This is a genomic window from Enterobacter sp. Y17 (assembly GCF_019730495.1).
GTDB classification, from domain to species: domain Bacteria; phylum Pseudomonadota; class Gammaproteobacteria; order Enterobacterales; family Enterobacteriaceae; genus Enterobacter; species Enterobacter asburiae_B.
In genome coordinates this window covers 86,892-104,607 of record NZ_JAASKP010000007.1, presented here as the reverse complement: position 1 = coordinate 104,607, position 17,716 = coordinate 86,892, and the positions used below count along the sequence as shown (strand labels likewise).

Genomic DNA, 17,716 nt, shown 5'->3' with positions numbered 1-17,716 from the left:
TCACCACAGGAGAAAACCAGGATGCACACACGAAACGTCAACGTCAAAACCGCCGCTCAAGAATCTTCCAGGAAGATAGGGGGAAAAACCGTGTCGTACACGATCCTCGTCGCTGAGACGAAAAAAAACTCTGAGGAGGAATCGGACGTTCTGGAGTTCAGCAGCCTTGCAGAGCTGAAGAAACTGCGCAGACGCTGCCCCGAAACAATGCGCTGCACCTATTTCTACGCCCTCAGCAGCGGCGTCGATAAACAGTGCCGCCATATCCATGTGGCTGAAGCTGACCACTTCAAACAGTTTGTGCGCCTGATCGAGCGCGCAGGTATCGACATTTAAATCCGGTTCACCCCGTGCGGCAGCCGCCGCACGGAACCTCATCAAACAGGAGCCAGAAACATGAGCGTTAACACCCCGACCGCTGCACCAATGGCCTTTTTCGTTCCGTCACATAACGCCGTTTATGACCGGGCAACCCAGCTGGAAGGGCAGTGGGTGACTCAGCGTGAAGCAATAACGCTGGAATCCCTGCGCCGTCTCTATCCGGATGCGGAGCTGATCCCCGCGACTCAGGTACAGGAAAAGCAGAATGACGGCTATCGCCGTCCCTGGGCGGAAATCACCGAGGCCCGGTATATCGACCAGCTGGAAACACTGCCGCCAGTGGACTGGTGCAGGGGGTTTGGCGGGGAGTCGTTCAAATCAATGTAGTTTACGGGCGGGGATGTGACCGCAATTTTTGTCCGGTACGGCGCGCGTTTCTTTGAGTGCCATGACCTGCACACCCGCCATCACCGTGAGCTGATTGGCGACGTGATCGCCCGTTTCTGTCTCGATGCGCCGCTGAATTCCGCGCATTAAAAAAGCAGGGTTGCCCCTGCTTTCTCAACGCCGTATCTGGCCTACCAAAACGAGATACGGCAATCACAACCAAAGTAAGGAGATTGATCGTGAAATTTGACCCGCAAACTGTCGCACAGGCGAAGGCATTTGTAAATGCCCTCCGCGCCGGAAAACGCGCACGCGTACCCGCGCTGCGCTTCTCACAGTGGCAGCCGTTCCTGTCCGTGGTAAATGCCGAAACGGGCTACGCCGCCGAGGCTGACTGCGGTCTGGCTGTCAGCGTCTACCCGGCGCTTGGACTGGCTTAACAGGAGACGGCCGCCCGCGGGCGGCCGGTAAGGAGAAACCATGTCACAACTGAGTTTTGAATCCCTGTTCCTGTCTGACCAGGCAGAGGCGCTGCCGCGGGCTTCTGCTCCTGCCCGAATGTTGTCGCCAGCTGAGGCGCGTAGAGAGTTCGCCAGTGTCTTCCGTCAGACTGCGAAACATATGCGCCGTTCCGAAGTGTTCCGCGACTTTATCCAGCTTGCTGCCAGCCAGCTGGATGTGGCTCGGCTGCGCACGCCAGAGGGTATGGAAAGTAACTATCTGATCTGCAAACGTTATGAACCGTCCGATTTAGACGCCATGAACCAGCTGTTCTGCCTGTTGGTGGAGGGACTGGCGGGTGAAACTCATGATTTCCTCGGCGCGCTGTATATGGAGCAGGAGCTGGGCGCGGATGAAATGGGGCAGTATTTCTCTCCGTCCTCCATCTCCCGCCTGATGGCCGGACTACTCATGCCCGGCGCTCAGGAGACGATAAAGCGTGAGGGTTGGATGACACTCGATGAGCCTGCCTGTGGTAGCGCCGGTATGGTCATTGCCTTTGCATACTGGATGACTGATGCGGGATATAACCCGTCAGAACAGCTGTATGCCACCTGCACAGATATCGATCCGATGGTGGCTGATATGGCCTTTATCCAGCTGTCACTGCTGGGTATCCCTGCGAAAGTCGTGACCGGTAACACGCTGACCCTGAAAGCAAATCGCGTGCGTTATACCCCCGTTTATTACTTGAATGACTGGAAGGGACGTCTGGAGTTCCGCAGCCGTTTCGAAGCTATGAAAAACTTTCTGGCCACCGTGGCCGCCTGACTGACAGAGCGGCAGGGCAGACCTGCCGCAGGGAGAGAGAGAAATGATGAGCAACACACTGAACGCTGTTCCGGCCACCGTGCTGGAGACGATGGCAGAACGCCTGCAAGGCCAGGCTGAACCGATAAAAATCCGCAGCAACGATGATCACGCCGCGCTGGCTGCAGATGTGCTCTGGAAATTTGCCCGTAAAACCGGGCTGAACAGGGAAAGCGAAAGCGTGCAAACTGTCATCACGGATTTTCTGGCCAATCTGCTGCACCTGTGCGAACAGTGCGAGCCGGACGGGGCTGGCATCGAGGGATTTAATGCCCTGCTGAAAATGGCCATGATGCACTATGAACAGGAAAACGGAGGTGACAGCGAAGAACCGATCTGAGCGGAAATCCTGGCCCCGGTGCATATCATCGGGGCAACCGCAAAAAACGCTACCCCTTCGGGGAAACGGGGAGGGCGAAAGCGCCTCCGGCGCTCTGCCTTTCCCCGTTGCAGTGATGCTCTCCTCATCGGCGGTCATAACCGGCGTCCTGCTGGTTAACTTTCTCAGCTGCAGCTCAGTTATGGCCATAACCGAAAAACAGGGCAGGGCGATGGCCCCCTTCGGCTCCCGGCCAGCGTTGCTGTCCGGTCGTCGAGCCCCACTCCGCCAGGGCGGCTGCTGCGCACCCGCCAGGCTCCGCCGAACCCCTCCGGGTTTCGGGCCATACGGCTAGGGTCTGATGGCGAAGGTCAGGGGCTGCGGCTTCTCCGGCCGTGCCGTCCGGAACGCCTTCACCGCGCCGGCTGATGCCGTCGCTTTAATGGCGCCACGCCGTTCCGACGTGTCGGGTGTGTGCATCCTGTTCCCCCGGTGAGGCCATCCCCCGTGCGTCCTCACGCGGAGGGCTTGTCGTAGCACCGTCGGGTCGTCATCCAAGGGGTGAAATGCACTCCGCCAAAACTTTTTGCGTGCCGCAAAAACTTTAGTCTCCGCCCCTTTCCTTCCTCCCTTCGCCGTTGCTCCTTTGCCCTTTGCCGCGAGAGAACTCACCAGGGAGATGGACAACCATCACCACAGGAGAAAACCAGGATGCACACACGAAACGTCAACGTCAAAACCGCCGCTCAAGAATCTACCGGAAGATGTGATTCAAACCTCACCACGTCCCAGTTCACGGATCTGTTTTGCTGGGTCCTGGCAGCATCTGAAGGGGAACCACAACCGGCAATTTTTACGCCGCCTGAGAATGCCACTGAGCTGACGTTAATTAATGACGAATGCCCGGATTATATCTCTGTCTGGCTTGTAGATGGTCGCCCGGTGGCAATTGCAATGCCGCTGGATAATTTTCACCGCGTTATTTCTTCATCTTTAACTAAATAATCAGGAGTAAATAAAAATGGTCAGTTTCGCAAGCCGCTATCGTATGTCTACCTCGATCCGCAAAGACCGTCCGCTGACGAATGATGAATTACAGCTCATCGTTCCGAGCGCGTTCTCATCGGATAAACACGATTCACGCTCTGAACGTTATACGTATATCCCGACCATTAACATTCTTGATCGCTTACGTGATGAAGGTTTTCAGCCATATTATGCAACTCAGTCACGTACACGTGACCAGGATAAACGCGACTTTACAAAGCATATGCTTCGCCTGCGCCGTCATGACCAGATTAACGGAAAAGAAGTACCGGAAATTATTCTGCTGAATAGCCATGATGGTTCAAGCAGCTATAAAATGATCCCCGGTATGTTCCGTCAGGTTTGCAGTAATGGCCTGGTTGCATGGAAGGATTTTGGTGAAATTCGTGTGCCTCACAAAGGAGATATTGTCGGGCAGGTTATTGAAGGCGCTTACACGGTGCTGAAAACATTTGACGCGGTTGATGAAAATATTGACCTCATGAAAAGCATTCAGCTCACTTTGCCTGAGCAGCGCCTTTTTGGTGCGACCGCCCTGGAACTTAAATACGATGGAAAACCAGCGCCGATTACACCGGAGCAAATTATTAACCCTCGCCGTGTGCTCGACAGAGGCCAGGATTTATGGACCACGTTTAACGTGGTGCAGGAAAATGTAATCCGTGGGGGAATTCGTGGCAGAACGGAAAAAGGGAAGATGACCAGAACGCGGGAAGTCACCGGAATAGATGGTGACATCAAATTAAATCAGGTGCTCTGGAAAATGGCTGAGGAGTTTGCAAAGCTGAAGGCCTGAAAATGAAGCCGCTCAACAGAGCGGCTTTTTACTGTCCGCTGTTAAGCGATGCTGTTTCTGTAGTTTTTATCTCATGCTCCTTTCCCGCAGCTGGCGCGAGACGTTCAGAAAGTAATTTTTTTCTGGCCAGTAATACGCGATATATATTTTTGATATCCTGTGCATAGGCCTTGCGCTGCGCAATGAGTTTTTTGCTCGGCCCCGTATTATACATCCCCACGCTGTCCCAGTTTTTTCCGTATGACCTGAAGTTGTGCGCCAGTACCCATGCACCCGTATAAACGCAGATACATGGATCATTCAGCAGGCGCTCACGGGTAATATTGAAGTTTTTAAGTTTACCGTAATGTGAGCTGTTCACCTGCATCCCACAGACATCTTCTGTCCCATTCCTGTTTGATCCATTTATCGCATCTGGTACCAGATGGCTCTCTTTAATCGAAATTGACATAAGCAGAAGCGGATCAATTTGGTAATCTTTCCCGGCCTGATCAAAGCACATTTGCGGAGCTGCGCCAGCAGATAGTGAAAGAGTCAGCAAAGCAGCAGGCAGTAACGATATTTTCATGGCTTGGCCTTTTAGCGAAATAAACGGGCTCTGGAGAGGCGCTTTAAAAAATACCCCGGCGGATCGTCGTAATCAAGTAAATTCACTACAAACGCGCGTGAGCGCTTTCCTGCGGAGATTTAACACCTGTCCGAAATAAACATGTCAGAGCAGTAGGCGGTATTAACATGCCGCTCTTTACTAACCCTTTAAACATCACACCCCACGCAAGACTTCGTCTTGCAGATTTTTCTTTTAATTTCAGTTGGATGCCCGTAAGAATTTTGCGCGTTGTTGGATTAAGACCGTTAAATGTCGCACATACCGACACTACACTATCGTATAATCCTGATACCTGTTAGTGTCGGTATGTCACACATGTATCGTACAATTGTAGATATGCTTTAATTCCATTGAATTATATATCGCACAGTGTCACACTGTCGCACATCCTGGTGCTGGATTGTACTACTGTATAGAGCGTAAATTCACAGCAGTATCAATCCATTGCACCTTTGCGCAGCAATCTGATAATCCACCAACAGGCTATATGTAGTGTCGGTTCCGACACTAACTTAAAACAGGTAAAAAATATGGGAAGAGTCGGCATCTACCTTAAAGATAAAATTGAACGCGAAGTTCGTGATATCGTTCAACAAGACCTGCAAAACGGCGCTAATGCTGGAGAAGCAAACATATCAGCTACCTGCAACGAATTAATCAGGCTTGGACTTCTTGTTTATAAGCGCGATGGCGAGGATGGCAACCAGTTTGATATTGAAGGATATCGCAGAGACCTCATAAGAAAAGCAGCCGGCTCACGTGAAGGTACAGTTCTCATTGCAACACTACTCGCTGAAATGTATTTAAAAATGACAGGAAAAGACGGCGAGGGCAGCCTGGAAGATACGCTCGATATGATTATTAGCGGCATAAATACAGCCGAGAACGAAGCGGAAGCAAGGCACTTCATCAACGAAAAAGAATAAATCTGCGAGCCGGACACTCCGGCTCGCATCGATCACTGAGACGATTTTTCATCCCAGGGGAGGTCACTTTTTTCTACCTCTCTTATTTTTTCCTTCAGGAAAACTTCAAACTCCATACAGAGAACTTTAAGTGCCTGAGCATCCTCGTTCTGGTCAAGCAACCTTTCCGTAAAATAACCCAGCGTATTCATCAGGCGGGTGAGCATTTCGTCATTCAGACTACGGTTATGCACCTTCGCCATCGCCCTGATTTCATCAGCAAGATTCTCGGGAATACGCATGCTATATCCGGTTGTTTTCCCCGGAAGCAAAATCCGCTCACCCTCACGCCACATCCACAATTGTTCCTGCTTGAGTGGGGTTTTAACTTCAGCCACAACTTCAGCGGATTCACTATCAAGTAATTTTCCAAGCCACTCCTCGAATCTTACCGCTAGCGCTATGAGCCGCTCACCCTCCGCAGTTTTAATGACTGGCTTACCCGGCTGATAATTTAGCGACAATAAAAGCCTGGCAATAATTTCCTCATTCACACTCCTGTTGCCAGCTCTGGCACATATTCTCAGCTCCATAAGCAAATTATCCGGAGCACGCAATCGCCACTCCACCGCTTCACCTGGCTGGAACTTACGCGGACGGCCGCGACCATCCCACATTTTCTCTTTAACTTTCATAGCTATAGATCCCGGAGGCCATTTCCGAACTTTCTGGTCAACAAAGCCTACTCACTTACATATTCGGATAAATCTGAATGATTCCAAAAAGTGTGACATGCGTCACAGTTTTTTTTTTTTAGGGTCATGGGACAATTGCGCCCGCGTAAACAAGCACTTACGCGATTCACTTTTGTTTACTTCGGAGAAAACAAACATGTTAACCAAAGGCAGTGCCCTTAACGTCGGTAAGGGATGGGCGGTAGCGTCTTTATTCCGCAAAGCACGCGAAAATCGCAAAGCTAAATTTTACTTAAAGTCAGCAGGCGCTTTTTTAATTGCACTTATGGTCACTCACCCGGCATTCGCATCTGGTACTGACCTTCTTTCCTCACAAAACACCACGGTTAATTCAACCTTCGGTTCTGGTTCTTCACTGGTTAAATGGTTCTACATCGCCGAAATCATCATGGGCCTGTTTATTTACATTAAGGCCCGCTCACCACTGGTGTTCGTCGGTATCGTTATGGCAATCATCTTTACCCGTGTCGCCTTCGGCATCGCGAGCTAAATGATGAATGGGGAAGGAGATAAATATAACTTCCCGGAAACAATGAACCAGCAGGACCGTTATTTAGGCTTACCGATTGACGAGTTAATTGTTACCGCACCCCTATTGATTTTGGGGGTGCTTAACAACTTGTCACTCGAACTTGGTGTAATCGCGGGAATCCTCTGGTTTATCGTCAGATATCTGAAAAAAGGGCAGGGGTCATACTGGTTGCTTAATTTCTGTTACTGGCACCTGCCATCACTTTTATTCAAAGTAACCTTTCGCCAGATACCTGATTCAAGTTTCCGGCACTGGAGGGCATAGTTTTTCATGAAACTGAATATTAAAGGAGAGCGCGATAAACAACTCCGCTATGCGTTTATTGGTCTTTCAGCTTTAACCTTACTCATGGGCGCAGGGAATGTACTGACAGGGTCACTGGCATGGTATTTCGCCACAACCCAGAAAACCATCACCACGCCGTTAACGTTTAACCGCCCATTTGCATCAGATTCTAAAAGTGTCGATGCGACCGGTCTGACACAGTTCGCCGCTTCCTTTATTTACTGGCGACTCAACGTTACCCCGGAAAACATCGAACATAACCAGAAAATGATTCTTGGATTTGTCCCATCCGCCGAACGGGACGTACTCAAGAAAGCCCTGGACATAGAAACTGAGCGCATCCAGAAAGCGGGCATCACCACCCAGTTCGACACGAAAGAAATTCGCGTCATGGATGATGGCTCCGTGCAGTACAGCGGGGTACTGAAATCCTCCACCACAAACGGCGCAATCATCACGCCACTGAAAGACCAGGAAAAAACCTACCGACTGAAACTGAGTTATGACAACGGTGTGATTAACCTCCACAGCTTTGAAGAACTCAAGCCGGTATCTTCCACTAACTGACAGGACTGCCCATGAAATTTCGCATTTCACCGGCAGCTGCTGCTGTGTTTCTGGCAGCGGGATTATTTACCAGCGGCCTCCGGGCCGCTTCCGCACCCGCAGCCATTCCGTTTGAGAACGACGCCGCCTTTAACGTCACCCTCAGCAACACCAACCCGAGCAAGGTTGTTGTAGACGGAGAACTCATTACCAGCATCAGCGGACCAACCGGTGCGTATGACCAGAGCCAGACCGAGGACGGAGCGCTTATCCTGTCTCCGCTTGTCGGCCAGAACTTCACCCTGTTTATCCAGACTGACCACGGTTCATCGCTGAGCCTGAACGTCAGGCCGCAGCCGGGTAACGGCAAAACACTGCGCTTCACCCCGATGTCACCACCACTTCGCAAGAACGACGATGCGAAGGCATGGGAAGAAGGGCAAACCTATGAAAAAACGCTGGTTGCGCTATCCCGCGCTGTAGTCAATGGTCAGGTGCCGGACGACTACCGGGAATACCCGGTCAGCCGCATGCCGGCTTACACACCCGCCAGTGATGTACGCCTGACGCCTGAACGCCAGTTTGTGGGCAACCACCTGCGGGTTGTTCGCTTCCGGATGAGCAACCCGGGCAGCATCACCCGAAGCCTCCGCGAGCGCGATTTCTGGCGCAAGGGCGTCCGGGCCGTAATGCTGTCGCAGAATCAGCTCTACGCTGGCGGCGAAGGCTATGCCTGGATTGTGTTTTCAGATGACGGAGACGCCCGCCCATGACCATAAGCCTGAATGAAAACCTGAAAACCCGCCGCAAGCAGCTGGCCATCCTGGCCGCCGTCATCATTGGCGGCGCAGCCGCAGCAGGCGGCGTAATGTGGTACGGGCAATACCAGCAAAAACAAAAGCAACCCGCACCGGTTGCAACACCAAACCTGACCGGCGTTGTGACCGCGACGTTTAACGAGCAGGTCAACGATGCCGCGCTGACACAGCAGCAGGCAAAGACCTCCGCTCTTGAGCAAAACCTTGCCACACTTGCTCAGCAGTTCGCGCAGAACAAGCTCACCACCGAGCAAAAGCTGGCTGAAAAGGATGCTGAAATTCAGCGCCTGAACGACCAGCTTACGAAAGCCCCCGGCAGCAACCAGACCACTGGCCAGCAGACACCACCTGCTGGCCAGAACGGAACACCACTCCCCGGTCCCGTTGCTGCCGGCCAGGCCCGACCACCCGAATACAATGTGACCCCCACAGGTGCACCGGCCGCCACTGGTGTGAATATGGGGCAGGGCGCAGCGTTCTACCCGGGCGGCTCCGGCCAGCGCATGACAGGTGGCCTGTCGACAACAAAGTTCAGCTACGACAGCCTGAAGAAAAAGCCAACTAAATTACCCTGGATTCCTTCCGGCTCATTCTCTGATGCCGTCCTGATTGAGGGGGCCGACGCGAACGCCAGCGTCACCGGGCAGCAGAATACCAGCCCTGTAACCATCCGCCTGCAGGGCAACATTCAGATGCCCAACAACAAAGAGTTCAATGCGGACGGCTGCTTTATTGTGGGTGAGATGTGGGGCGATATCTCCAGCGAACGCGGAAACGTCCGTACCCAGTCCATCAGCTGCATCCTGAAAAACGGCAAGCACGTGGACATGGAGTTTCAGGGGCATGTCAGCTTCCAGGGTAAAGGCGGCATTCGCGGCAAGCCCGTCATGCGAAACGGCATGATTGTCGGCTACGCCGGTGCAGCAGGCCTCCTGTCAGGTTTTGGTGAAGGTATAAAATCTGCCGCCACACCATCCGTCGGCCTCGGAGCCACAGCAGATGTCAGTGCTGGCGACGTGTTTAAGCAGGGTATAGGCGGCGGGGCCAGCAAGGCGGCCGACACGCTGAGCCAGTACTGGATTAAGCGCGCTGAGCAGTACCACCCGGTAATTGATATTGGTGCCGGCAACCAGGTGACCGTTGTATTCCAGAAGGGCTTCCGCCTTGAAACTATCGAGGACGCCGAGGACGCGAAAGCGAAAGAGGAACTACAGAAAGCCGGCAACGCCGCGCAGAACGCAGTGACTCCGCAGCCAGCGAGCCAGACCACTGCATCCAGTACCACCTCAGTCGGCAACATCAACCCCGATGATGTTCTCCGCCAGGCCAGCCAGCTGCGCCTCGGTGACACCATCAACTAATGAGGAAATGCAGATGTCTGTACATAAAACAAACGCACAGGGAGGCGGTCCCGACCGTAAAGCAAATGATGTGAACCGTCGATTAAGGATAACAGTTAACTGGCTGTATTCGATTTGGTGGGTCCTCATGTGGGTGGGTGTGATTACGTGCGTTATCAAAGGAATACGGGAGGAATATGTTTTTCGCATCTTAGGTGCACTCCTCTTTGCCACCGGCTTGATTCGTATACGACCTCCCATCTGGCCATATGACGCCGCCGAACCCGTCCAGGGACTGACAGACGATGACAAAAAGGAGTGAAAATGAAACGCACTGCCGCAGTTTTGTTGATGGTGCTTTCCCTGACTACACCTGGTGCCGTGAATGCGGCGGACATCGTTAGTCTCAGCCTGCAGAACCACTAAATAAGGAGTACGGGATGCGTGACGAAGTGCGTAATAACAACCTGCTCAGGAGCATGCGGATGCATGTTGCTGAATGGGAGGCAGGCCGGCCCACTCCGCAAGGAAATAAGTACATTTTCTTTTGGCTTGCAACCTTCATCGTTGTACTGGTAACAACGGTTGCAGTGTTCCGCCCGTCATTGTTTGCACTGTGTTTCCTGATTGCCTGGTTTTTTCTGAGTCAGAAGATATTTAAGCGAATTATCTCGCGTTACAACGAAAGCTGGGAGGAGGTATTCGACAGGTTACTTTCTGATTATGAACCCCTGAACCTTTCTGCCTGGGAACACCTGAAGCACCAGGCTGAAACAGAAGGGTTGACGGCCAGCATTGTCAGCAACTGGCATCGTGAGGAAGCCAGGACCGTCTGGCCAGAAAAGAAACCTGACCTGAAGTTCCTCCATAAAGTCACTGACGGTAACGAGAAAATCGGAGAGAAATGAAGCGTACCAGAGCCATTTCACTACTGGTAATAACTGCCGGAGCGACCGGTGTTTCTGTTTACAACCATACTGGAGGGCTCACTGTATTACTCACCCTGGTGACCATAGGCGCACTTGCTCATGTCATCAACGTCTTCCTGTAATTCATTTCACTGGAGTGTTTATGTCTGCCAACATGGCACGCTATCCATTACTCAAAATCCTGCATGATTATCGCCATATCCTCACTCCTGCACTGGTATTCACTATCGAACTGACTGTGTGGGCAGTGCTCAATCTTAAAGGCGTGGGTGATATGGGCTGGGGCCCCTGGCGAGTGTCCCTGCTCTTAAGCGTGTTCCTCGTATACTTTAGCTGCGTTTTCTTTAACAAACGCGATGGCTGGTACTTTATGTATGGTTCAGTCGTTCCGTGGGGAGGAATGCTGATCGCGGCCATTGTTTATGGCTTCATCCAGATGAACCTGAACTTTCTGTCGCTGGACATGTTTTATGCCGGCGTGTTTGCCAGCCTTGCTGTGCAGCTGGTTTTTACTGTGCTTCAGTGCAACTGCAAATAATCGAAATTGAGTATTACCCCTCCCTGAATACCCCTTAAATCAAAACCGGAGTTACCCCATGAAAAAACTACTGGGTGCTGCACTGCTGTGCAGCGCACTGACCGGCTGCGCCGGTCTCAATTCTGATTTCGACTGCAACAAGACCGCAACCGACCAGTGCCTGACTACCGGTGAGGCCAACAAGCTGGCCGCTCAGGGTAAAAGTCTGGATGACCTGACGGCAGAGAAAACCGCAAAAAAGCCTGCGGGTGAAACCCTGCCGGCACTGCGCAATTCAGCACCGGTCGTGAATCCCTTCCGTCCTGTTTCCGCCGCAGCAACCGGAACCACCGCCGCTAAGCCTGTCGCACCACGCCCCCTGACCACTGCGCCGGCGAAATCGTCAGGTTCGCTGGTCACGCCGCTGGACACGTCCAGTCATGCAGCCCCTGTGCCGGTTAACACGGCGGGCCGCGTTCCGGTTCAGCGTATTCCAGACGCCACGCAGCGTCTGTGGATTGCCCCCTGGGTGGACACGGACGACAACTTTCATCAGCCGGCTGTGGTCGAGTTCGTGAAAAACAAATCCCACTGGGATGAAAGCTACCGCGTCATCGGGGAGGGAGGGGAATGAGCAGCCACTTCATTTCCGGCAGGAACGGCGTCGAATATCTGGCGAAATCGTTAGCCCATTCACGGAAAGGAACGACGCAAATCACCGCCACACAGTCAGTCGATACCGACGATGAAACGCTGGCCGTTTTGAGCGTGAGACGTGACTGGCAGATTAAAACTGCCGGTGATGCACCGTACACCGGCCAGATGAACGAAGAGAAGCTGCGTCGCCTGGAGTTGATCCGGGCCGCTGCGGAGGGCCGAAAATGAGTTTTGTCGACAGCCTGATGGATATGCTGAAAAACGGGAAAGAGGAAGACGGTGCAGCAACGGCCCGCAACAACCTTTCCCAGACCTGGGATTATCCGTCCCTGGTCGCTGCGCTGCCGTACCGGTATTACGACGACAAGAATGAAATTTTCGTAAATGCCGGCTCTGCGGGCTTCATTATGGAGGCCGCCCCGCTTCCTGGCGCGAACGAGCAGGTGATGGCCGCGCTCGATGACATGCTACGTAAGAAGCTTCCCCGCCAGACCCCTGTGACCGTCATTATGCTTGCCAGCAAGTGTGTCGGGGAACGCATCGATCGCGGCGTGAGTAACGACATGTGGAAAGGGGGGATGGCCGATCATCTCAATAAAATCACCCGCGCGTTCTGGCAGCGTTCCGCGCTGCACGGCCTGGCCAACGAACGGGAATACCCGCTCTACCTGCGTAACTACCGTATCTTTATTGTCTACGGTCAGCCCATTAAGCGCGCTTCCCAGGTGCAGCGGGTGATGGATGACCTGATTCAGATACGTAACACCATCCGCGTCTCACTGGGAGCCGCGCGCATCGACAGCATGAACACCGATGTGCACGCATTCCTGTCTGCGGTACGCGAGCAGATGAACTACCGTCAGGAACAGGTGCTGACGTCCTCCGGGGACTACAACGAGGATGAGAAGCTCAACCGCCAGGTGGTTGATCCCGGGATTGACCTGAAGGTGCATCCATCGCATATCCGGATGGAGCTGCCTGAAACCATTGACGCGCGCGGGACACGCCTGCCGGCATCTGCATGTCGCATCATCAACATGCAGCTTGCTAAAAATCCGCGTCGATTCGCGCTCTGGCAGGGGGCTGACAATCTGCAGAACCTGCGTTTTCCCGACCTCGGGATACCCTGTCCCTTTATGCTGACCTGGACGACGGCGCTGGAAGAACAGACCAAAAGTCAGAGCGAGGCTTTCCGTAAAGACCAGGACCTGTCTAAAAAGGCCAACTCAGCCTACGCTGCACTGTTCCCCAACACCAAAAAGGCTGCAGAGGAATGGCGGCGTACCCGAGAGCAGCTTCACAGTAATGAAATCGCGCTCTGCAATACCTACTTCAACCTGACCCTGTTCGCCCCGGATAACAATACCGAGGCACAGAAGTGTGAACTGGCCGCCGTCAACGTGTTCCGTAAGAACGAGCTGGAAATGGTGACGATACAGTACCAGCAGATGCGCAACTGGCTGGCCAGTTTCCCGTTCGTCATGCAGGAAGGGATGTGGGAAGACCTGAAGATGACGGGGGCAACGCTACGCTCCAAGTCATGGAACGCAGTGAGCCTGATGCCGGTCGTCGCGGAACGCCAGCTGTCCAACGTGGGTATGCCATTGCCGACCTACCGGAACCAGGTTGCATTCTACGACATGTTTGGTGAAGAGAACGGCAGTACCAACTTTAACATCGCCGTCACTGGCACGTCCGGGGCCGGTAAATCATTCCTGACGCAGGGCATTCTTCGTGACGTACTGAATGCCGGGGGATACGCCTGGGTTATCGACATGGGGGACAGCTACAAGAACTACTGTCACCAGGCCGGCGGGGTTTATCTCGATGGCTCTAAACTGCGCTTTAACCCGTTCGCCAACGTTAAGGACATTAATCATTCTGCGGAAGGGATTGTGCGCCTGCTGACGGTACTCGCCAGTCCGACGCAGCCGCTGGATGGCGTCTGTGAAGCGATCCTGCAAAAAGCGGTAATGGATGCGTGGGAGAAGAAGGCAAACAAAGCCCGTATCGACGACGTTCATAATTACCTGACCAATGAGGATGTGAACCAGGCGTTTGCAGACAAGCCGACCATCATCGCGCGTCTCGCTGAGCTGGCCATGCTGCTCGATACATACTGCACCTGGGGGCCTGACGGAGAATACTTCAACGCCGACACCCCGACGCTCGATGGGGAAACCCGCTTCGCGGTGCTGGAGCTGCTGAGCCTGGAAGACAAGCCGAAGCTGCTCTCGTCCATCCTGTTCTCGCTCATTCTGGCGATACAGGAAAAGATGTACCACAGCCCGCGCGACCTCAAAAAAGTCTGCATCATCGACGAGGCCTGGCGTTTGCTGGGTGGCTCCAACCCACACGCGGCAAGGTTTATCGAAACCGGCTACCGCACCGTGCGTCGTCACCGTGGGGCGTTTATCACCATCACCCAGGGCATCAAGGACTTCAGCGCCAGTAAGGAAGCAGAAGCCGCCTGGAACAACAGCTCCACCAAAATCACCCTCTTGCAGGATGCGAAGGCGTTTAAACAGTACCTTGCCGATAACCCGGATCAGTTCTCGGACATGGAAAAAGAAGTTATCCGTGGCTTCCAGCCAGCCCTGCAGACCGGCTACAGCTCCCTGCTGATAAACGCCGGTGAATACAGCTCCTTCCATCGCCTGTTCGTCGACCCCGTGACGCGTGCCATGTTCAGCTCGCGTGGCGAGGACTTCGCTTTCATGCAGAAAGCCCAGAAAGAAGCGGGAGCGACAGCGGAAGAGGCGGCATATCTGCTGGCGGAGAAAAAATACGGTAGTGAACTTCGCGAACTTGAAGAGTGGGTGAAAGCAGCATGAGTGAACAACAGGACAAGCCGTATAACGGCGACACCGTCCGCGACGGTGTAACGATAGCCAGCAAGACATCCCGCTGGGTTAAAGCCAGCATGCTGGGGCTGGCGGGACTTCTGGTTATGACAGGCGTGGCATATGTGACGGCGAAAGCCGTCGCCCCGGAGGTGGTGGTCTTCGACATGAAGGGGACTGTGGACCTCTTCATGCAGCAGTCCGCTCAGTTACAGCTCGATGAAAACAGGGCTAAAGCGATGACCCAGCAGTTCAACGCGGCACTGACCGGCAGCCTGGATGCATGGCAGTCCTCACACAACGCCATCGTTCTGGTGAAGCCGGCGGTGATGAGCCCGCAGCGCGATATCACGAATGAAATTCGTGCTGATATTGCCCGACGCATCCAGGGGGGCCAGTGAAAAAACGACTGCAGCTGACGGCCATGATGCTGCTGATGCTTTCCGCCGGCAGCGGGGCGAAAGATCTCGGTACCTGGGGCAACGTCTTCGAGCCTGCGGAGCAGGACATGCTGGCGTTTATCCAGAATCGCCTGAAGGGAATGGAGCAGACGGGCGAGCTGGACCGCCTTCGCAAAGAGGCAACGGAAAGAGTGAAGGAGCATGCGGTACGTCCGACACCGGTGGAAGGGCTCACGAAAGCGAAGGAATACCGTAGCTTTGCCTGGGACCCGACATTTACCGTGAAGGAAACGATCACAGACATGCAGGGCAACGTGATCGCCCGCAAGGGCAACGTGATCGCCCGCAAGGGCGACACGGTCAATCCTCTGGATAAGGTGCCCTTCAGCCAGGTGCTCTTTTTTATCGACGGCGATGACAAGGAGCAGGTGAACTGGACCCGACAGCAGCTCGCCGGCCAGACCAGCGTGAAGGTCATCCTGGTGAACGGCAACATCAAAGAAACCAGTGATGCGCTGAACGAACGTATCTACTTCGACCAGTCTGGCGTACTGACCCGTAAATTCGGGTTTGAACACATCCCCGCGCGGATCTCGCGCGACGGCCGCGTGATGAAAGTGGAAGAGATTCCGGTATCAGGAGCAAAAAAATGAGTGCAACAACGTTAGGTGACCTGTTTCCCGAAATGCGTCAGGCGGTCACATCCCATCAACGTTACGGCAGAAAACCGCGCAAACCCGCTGAGATAACGCCGCGCATGGGAACAGCAGAACGACTGAAGACGCTGTACCCCGAAATTGACTCCTGGCATCCGGTACTGGTGACCAAAGCCTGGCTCCACTGGTGTGAGCAGAACCAGCAGGACAGTCGGGAGCCGTCCAGGCGTGATGAACGTTTCCCGGACTACATCATTCACCTCTTACTGGAGAACATGCGGGCCGAGGACAGCGCGAAACGTAAAAAGGGCCCGAAGCTGTCACTTTCCGAGCGCCTCGACAGGTTGTTTGCAGGCGAAGGGCAGGAGAACGCCGAATGTCACTGATACACAATAACTCTGTGCCACCTGCGTCTCAGCACATGACAGGCCACAATGCTGATACCAGGGGCTGCGACGAAACCGTGAATCAACTCTGTCAGCTGTACCCTGAAATCGCATCATGGCAACCGGCGCTGATCGCCGGTGCATGGCATCAGTGGTGCGCGGAGAACCAGCGTCAGCCGATAGCGCCGGACGAACGTGATGAGGCGTTTCCCATGTACCTCGTCAGGCTTATCCGCAACAGAATGGAGGAGATGAACGCATGGCGTTAATCAGCTGCTTCACCGGCCCTCAGGGCTTGCAGGGAGTGCTCACCTGTTTGCGCTATACCGAGGGCATGACCGGTATTCTGGTCGTCGTTGCGCTACTCGCTGGCTGGATTGTTGTTCAGTACGTGGTATGTGCCCGACGTGAACGACGGGCGTGGGAGAGCAGACCGGGAATACCCGTCCCTCTGGCGCAATTTGGCGGTGCCCGACATGCTGACGCGGTTCACGCCTTTGCTAACCGGGAATACTACCAGGTGATGCTGGCCGAACTGGAAAAAGCATTGACTGACGCGGGCTACGAACTGACGCGTGAAGAATCACTGCGCGTGACGATGCCAGAGGCAGACCGGCAAAAAATCAGCCGACGTATTTTCCGGGCGCGCCAGTGTTATACGGCACCGAGAATCACTGAGCAGGCGATGCAGGACAGCGAAGATGCGGCAGTGAACGATGGGTACGCCGGCTCGTGGCTGAATTTGCTTATCCGGGGCAGTGAGCGGGAAGGGTGGTACATCACAAAACCGGTACCGAAATTCGTCCCGACGAACTTTCCGTTGAAGCAGGTCACCATAACTGTCAGTGCAAAACAGTCTGTCCTGACGCGGGATGTTGTGAGAATTATCAACGATGTGGCTGAAAAAGTGAAAAAACAGCCTTCATTTCCTGAAACACCGGAAGCTATTGTAGGAAAGGTAATTAACAGTGAACTGTGTTATGGGGCCTATCAGAGACAGGTAAAGGTAGCGCCAGGCTGGTTTAGTTCACCGTCTGGAAATGATGTTCCTGACGATATCACCGAAGGACAATTCCCGCCGGCGGGGATGTCAGAATACCGGCATTTCATTGTCCGGGCGCAGGCAGGAAGGTTTTATACCCCGGCTGCACTTGCCTTCTATATTGATGAAGCTGGTCGCAGGATAGAACAGGGGGAATCCAGAGGAGCAAGCTACGAAGATGACAGCGGCTACGCTTTCACCGTGACGCCTGCAAAAAACACGCCCTGATACAACCGCGCTGCCCTTCAGGATGTTCGGTGCTCACTGCGTTGCGCTCCGCCTCAGCCTGAATGTCATCCCGGTTTCCGATTAA

The 17,716-nt window shown here is 53.8% G+C and carries 26 protein-coding genes; 24 read left to right on the top strand and 2 right to left on the bottom strand.

All coding sequences use genetic code 11. The annotated features are described in order from the left end of the window. Positions 1 to 21 precede the first annotated feature (21 nt). From HCH49_RS20580 to HCH49_RS20550, 8 genes are all read left to right on the top strand, one after another. Positions 22 to 336 (top strand): hypothetical protein, encoded by a 315-nt coding sequence (locus HCH49_RS20580; RefSeq protein WP_221696972.1) that lies wholly within the window; start codon positions 22 to 24, stop codon positions 334 to 336. A 60-nt stretch (positions 337 to 396) separates the two neighbouring features. Next, entirely contained in the window at positions 397 to 708 is a 312-nt protein-coding gene (locus HCH49_RS20575) for a hypothetical protein (protein WP_245004248.1), read from the top strand. A 15-nt stretch (positions 709 to 723) separates the two neighbouring features. After that, entirely contained in the window at positions 724 to 858 is a 135-nt protein-coding gene (locus HCH49_RS22280; protein ID WP_260454172.1) for a hypothetical protein, read from the top strand. A gap of 89 nt (positions 859 to 947) precedes the next feature. Beyond that, positions 948 to 1,148: a hypothetical protein gene (locus tag HCH49_RS20570; RefSeq protein ID WP_221696943.1), complete on the top strand. Its 201-nt coding sequence runs from the start codon at positions 948 to 950 to the stop codon at positions 1,146 to 1,148. Positions 1,149 to 1,188: 40 nt separating this feature from the next. Next, entirely contained in the window at positions 1,189 to 1,980 is a 792-nt protein-coding gene (locus HCH49_RS20565; protein WP_221696948.1) for an N-6 DNA methylase, read from the top strand. Between the two features lie 43 nt (positions 1,981 to 2,023). After that, entirely contained in the window at positions 2,024 to 2,359 is a 336-nt protein-coding gene (locus tag HCH49_RS20560; protein ID WP_221696949.1) for a hypothetical protein, read from the top strand. Between the two features lie 690 nt (positions 2,360 to 3,049). Next, the gene (locus tag HCH49_RS20555; RefSeq protein ID WP_221696950.1) at positions 3,050 to 3,343 is read left to right on the top strand and encodes a hypothetical protein; all 294 of its coding nucleotides are present in this window, start codon (positions 3,050 to 3,052) and stop codon (positions 3,341 to 3,343) included. A gap of 16 nt (positions 3,344 to 3,359) precedes the next feature. Continuing rightward, on the top strand, positions 3,360 to 4,181 hold the full coding sequence (locus tag HCH49_RS20550) for a DUF932 domain-containing protein (RefSeq protein WP_221696951.1): 822 nt from the start codon (positions 3,360 to 3,362) through the stop codon (positions 4,179 to 4,181). 28 nt (positions 4,182 to 4,209) lie between these two features. Here HCH49_RS20550 and HCH49_RS20545 read toward each other — a convergent pair whose 3' ends face one another. Beyond that, positions 4,210 to 4,749: a lytic transglycosylase domain-containing protein gene (locus HCH49_RS20545; protein ID WP_063154523.1), complete on the bottom strand. Its 540-nt coding sequence runs from the start codon at positions 4,747 to 4,749 to the stop codon at positions 4,210 to 4,212. Positions 4,750 to 5,321: 572 nt separating this feature from the next. Between HCH49_RS20545 and HCH49_RS20540 the strand changes: the two genes are divergently transcribed. Continuing rightward, complete coding sequence (locus HCH49_RS20540) at positions 5,322 to 5,717, top strand: conjugal transfer protein (RefSeq protein WP_029403780.1); 396 nt, start codon at positions 5,322 to 5,324, stop codon at positions 5,715 to 5,717. A 32-nt stretch (positions 5,718 to 5,749) separates the two neighbouring features. On the opposite strand, the gene HCH49_RS20535 is transcribed toward HCH49_RS20540, so the two are convergent. After that, positions 5,750 to 6,391 (bottom strand): Arc family DNA-binding protein, encoded by a 642-nt coding sequence (locus HCH49_RS20535; protein ID WP_126349213.1) that lies wholly within the window; start codon positions 6,389 to 6,391, stop codon positions 5,750 to 5,752. 196 nt (positions 6,392 to 6,587) lie between these two features. On the opposite strand from HCH49_RS20535, the gene HCH49_RS20530 reads away from it, so the two are divergent. From HCH49_RS20530 to HCH49_RS20460, 15 genes are all read left to right on the top strand, one after another. Then, complete coding sequence (locus tag HCH49_RS20530; RefSeq protein WP_032645467.1) at positions 6,588 to 6,941, top strand: type IV conjugative transfer system pilin TraA; 354 nt, start codon at positions 6,588 to 6,590, stop codon at positions 6,939 to 6,941. A 3-nt stretch (positions 6,942 to 6,944) separates the two neighbouring features. Beyond that, the gene (traL, locus tag HCH49_RS20525; RefSeq protein WP_032641335.1) at positions 6,945 to 7,247 is read left to right on the top strand and encodes a type IV conjugative transfer system protein TraL; all 303 of its coding nucleotides are present in this window, start codon (positions 6,945 to 6,947) and stop codon (positions 7,245 to 7,247) included. 6 nt (positions 7,248 to 7,253) lie between these two features. Continuing rightward, positions 7,254 to 7,835 carry a TraE/TraK family type IV conjugative transfer system protein gene (locus HCH49_RS20520; RefSeq protein WP_032641264.1) on the top strand — a complete coding sequence of 194 codons (582 nt, stop codon included), beginning with the start codon at positions 7,254 to 7,256 and terminating at the stop codon, positions 7,833 to 7,835. A gap of 11 nt (positions 7,836 to 7,846) precedes the next feature. Beyond that, complete coding sequence (traK, locus tag HCH49_RS20515; RefSeq protein ID WP_023338038.1) at positions 7,847 to 8,587, top strand: type-F conjugative transfer system secretin TraK; 741 nt, start codon at positions 7,847 to 7,849, stop codon at positions 8,585 to 8,587. A 2-nt stretch (positions 8,588 to 8,589) separates the two neighbouring features. Further along, entirely contained in the window at positions 8,590 to 9,993 is a 1,404-nt protein-coding gene (gene traB, locus HCH49_RS20510) for an F-type conjugal transfer pilus assembly protein TraB (protein WP_126349218.1), read from the top strand. Positions 9,994 to 10,412: 419 nt separating this feature from the next. Continuing rightward, positions 10,413 to 10,880 carry a hypothetical protein gene (locus HCH49_RS20505; protein WP_221696953.1) on the top strand — a complete coding sequence of 156 codons (468 nt, stop codon included), beginning with the start codon at positions 10,413 to 10,415 and terminating at the stop codon, positions 10,878 to 10,880. A gap of 163 nt (positions 10,881 to 11,043) precedes the next feature. After that, positions 11,044 to 11,439 (top strand): hypothetical protein, encoded by a 396-nt coding sequence (locus HCH49_RS20500; RefSeq protein ID WP_126349209.1) that lies wholly within the window; start codon positions 11,044 to 11,046, stop codon positions 11,437 to 11,439. 58 nt (positions 11,440 to 11,497) lie between these two features. Next, entirely contained in the window at positions 11,498 to 12,052 is a 555-nt protein-coding gene (gene traV / locus HCH49_RS20495) for a type IV conjugative transfer system lipoprotein TraV (RefSeq protein WP_032641275.1), read from the top strand. Continuing rightward, positions 12,049 to 12,303: a hypothetical protein gene (locus HCH49_RS20490; RefSeq protein WP_221696954.1), complete on the top strand. Its 255-nt coding sequence runs from the start codon at positions 12,049 to 12,051 to the stop codon at positions 12,301 to 12,303. Before traV ends, HCH49_RS20490 begins: the two co-directional genes overlap by 4 nt. Continuing rightward, the gene (traC, locus tag HCH49_RS20485) at positions 12,300 to 14,909 is read left to right on the top strand and encodes a type IV secretion system protein TraC (protein ID WP_221696956.1); all 2,610 of its coding nucleotides are present in this window, start codon (positions 12,300 to 12,302) and stop codon (positions 14,907 to 14,909) included. The genes HCH49_RS20490 and traC overlap by 4 nt, the downstream gene beginning before the upstream one ends. Then, positions 14,906 to 15,319 carry a type-F conjugative transfer system protein TrbI gene (trbI, locus tag HCH49_RS20480; RefSeq protein ID WP_221703288.1) on the top strand — a complete coding sequence of 138 codons (414 nt, stop codon included), beginning with the start codon at positions 14,906 to 14,908 and terminating at the stop codon, positions 15,317 to 15,319. The genes traC and trbI overlap by 4 nt, the downstream gene beginning before the upstream one ends. Further along, the gene (gene traW, locus HCH49_RS20475) at positions 15,316 to 15,972 is read left to right on the top strand and encodes a type-F conjugative transfer system protein TraW (protein WP_221696957.1); all 657 of its coding nucleotides are present in this window, start codon (positions 15,316 to 15,318) and stop codon (positions 15,970 to 15,972) included. Before trbI ends, traW begins: the two co-directional genes overlap by 4 nt. Further along, complete coding sequence (locus tag HCH49_RS20470; RefSeq protein ID WP_221696959.1) at positions 15,969 to 16,361, top strand: hypothetical protein; 393 nt, start codon at positions 15,969 to 15,971, stop codon at positions 16,359 to 16,361. The genes traW and HCH49_RS20470 overlap by 4 nt, the downstream gene beginning before the upstream one ends. Next, a complete protein-coding gene (locus HCH49_RS20465) occupies positions 16,352 to 16,630 on the top strand; it encodes a hypothetical protein (RefSeq protein WP_207120093.1) in 279 nt (92 codons plus the stop codon). Before HCH49_RS20470 ends, HCH49_RS20465 begins: the two co-directional genes overlap by 10 nt. Then, a complete protein-coding gene (locus HCH49_RS20460) occupies positions 16,621 to 17,631 on the top strand; it encodes a hypothetical protein (RefSeq protein ID WP_221696960.1) in 1,011 nt (336 codons plus the stop codon). Before HCH49_RS20465 ends, HCH49_RS20460 begins: the two co-directional genes overlap by 10 nt. Positions 17,632 to 17,716 lie beyond the last annotated feature (85 nt).

Excerpts from the sequence above, each read along its gene's own strand:
- HCH49_RS20520 (WP_032641264.1), top strand. The coding sequence starts at position 7,254 with ATGAAACTGAATATTAAAGGAGAGCGCGATAAACAACTCCGCTATGCG.
- HCH49_RS20555 (WP_221696950.1), top strand. The coding sequence starts at position 3,050 with ATGCACACACGAAACGTCAACGTCAAAACCGCCGCTCAAGAATCTACC.
- HCH49_RS20470 (WP_221696959.1), top strand. The coding sequence starts at position 15,969 with ATGAGTGCAACAACGTTAGGTGACCTGTTTCCCGAAATGCGTCAGGCG.
- HCH49_RS20550 (WP_221696951.1), top strand. The coding sequence starts at position 3,360 with ATGGTCAGTTTCGCAAGCCGCTATCGTATGTCTACCTCGATCCGCAAA.
- HCH49_RS20575 (WP_245004248.1), top strand. The coding sequence starts at position 397 with ATGAGCGTTAACACCCCGACCGCTGCACCAATGGCCTTTTTCGTTCCG.
- traK (WP_023338038.1), top strand. The coding sequence starts at position 7,847 with ATGAAATTTCGCATTTCACCGGCAGCTGCTGCTGTGTTTCTGGCAGCG.
- HCH49_RS20535 (WP_126349213.1), bottom strand. The coding sequence starts at position 6,391 with ATGAAAGTTAAAGAGAAAATGTGGGATGGTCGCGGCCGTCCGCGTAAG.
- HCH49_RS20540 (WP_029403780.1), top strand. The coding sequence starts at position 5,322 with ATGGGAAGAGTCGGCATCTACCTTAAAGATAAAATTGAACGCGAAGTT.
- HCH49_RS20580 (WP_221696972.1), top strand. The coding sequence starts at position 22 with ATGCACACACGAAACGTCAACGTCAAAACCGCCGCTCAAGAATCTTCC.
- HCH49_RS20490 (WP_221696954.1), top strand. The coding sequence starts at position 12,049 with ATGAGCAGCCACTTCATTTCCGGCAGGAACGGCGTCGAATATCTGGCG.
- HCH49_RS20460 (WP_221696960.1), top strand. The coding sequence starts at position 16,621 with ATGGCGTTAATCAGCTGCTTCACCGGCCCTCAGGGCTTGCAGGGAGTG.
- HCH49_RS20545 (WP_063154523.1), bottom strand. The coding sequence starts at position 4,749 with ATGAAAATATCGTTACTGCCTGCTGCTTTGCTGACTCTTTCACTATCT.
- traC (WP_221696956.1), top strand. The coding sequence starts at position 12,300 with ATGAGTTTTGTCGACAGCCTGATGGATATGCTGAAAAACGGGAAAGAG.
- HCH49_RS20565 (WP_221696948.1), top strand. The coding sequence starts at position 1,189 with ATGTCACAACTGAGTTTTGAATCCCTGTTCCTGTCTGACCAGGCAGAG.
- HCH49_RS20505 (WP_221696953.1), top strand. The coding sequence starts at position 10,413 with ATGCGTGACGAAGTGCGTAATAACAACCTGCTCAGGAGCATGCGGATG.
- trbI (WP_221703288.1), top strand. The coding sequence starts at position 14,906 with ATGAGTGAACAACAGGACAAGCCGTATAACGGCGACACCGTCCGCGAC.
- traL (WP_032641335.1), top strand. The coding sequence starts at position 6,945 with ATGAATGGGGAAGGAGATAAATATAACTTCCCGGAAACAATGAACCAG.
- traV (WP_032641275.1), top strand. The coding sequence starts at position 11,498 with ATGAAAAAACTACTGGGTGCTGCACTGCTGTGCAGCGCACTGACCGGC.
- HCH49_RS20465 (WP_207120093.1), top strand. The coding sequence starts at position 16,352 with ATGTCACTGATACACAATAACTCTGTGCCACCTGCGTCTCAGCACATG.
- HCH49_RS20500 (WP_126349209.1), top strand. The coding sequence starts at position 11,044 with ATGTCTGCCAACATGGCACGCTATCCATTACTCAAAATCCTGCATGAT.
- HCH49_RS20560 (WP_221696949.1), top strand. The coding sequence starts at position 2,024 with ATGATGAGCAACACACTGAACGCTGTTCCGGCCACCGTGCTGGAGACG.
- HCH49_RS20530 (WP_032645467.1), top strand. The coding sequence starts at position 6,588 with ATGTTAACCAAAGGCAGTGCCCTTAACGTCGGTAAGGGATGGGCGGTA.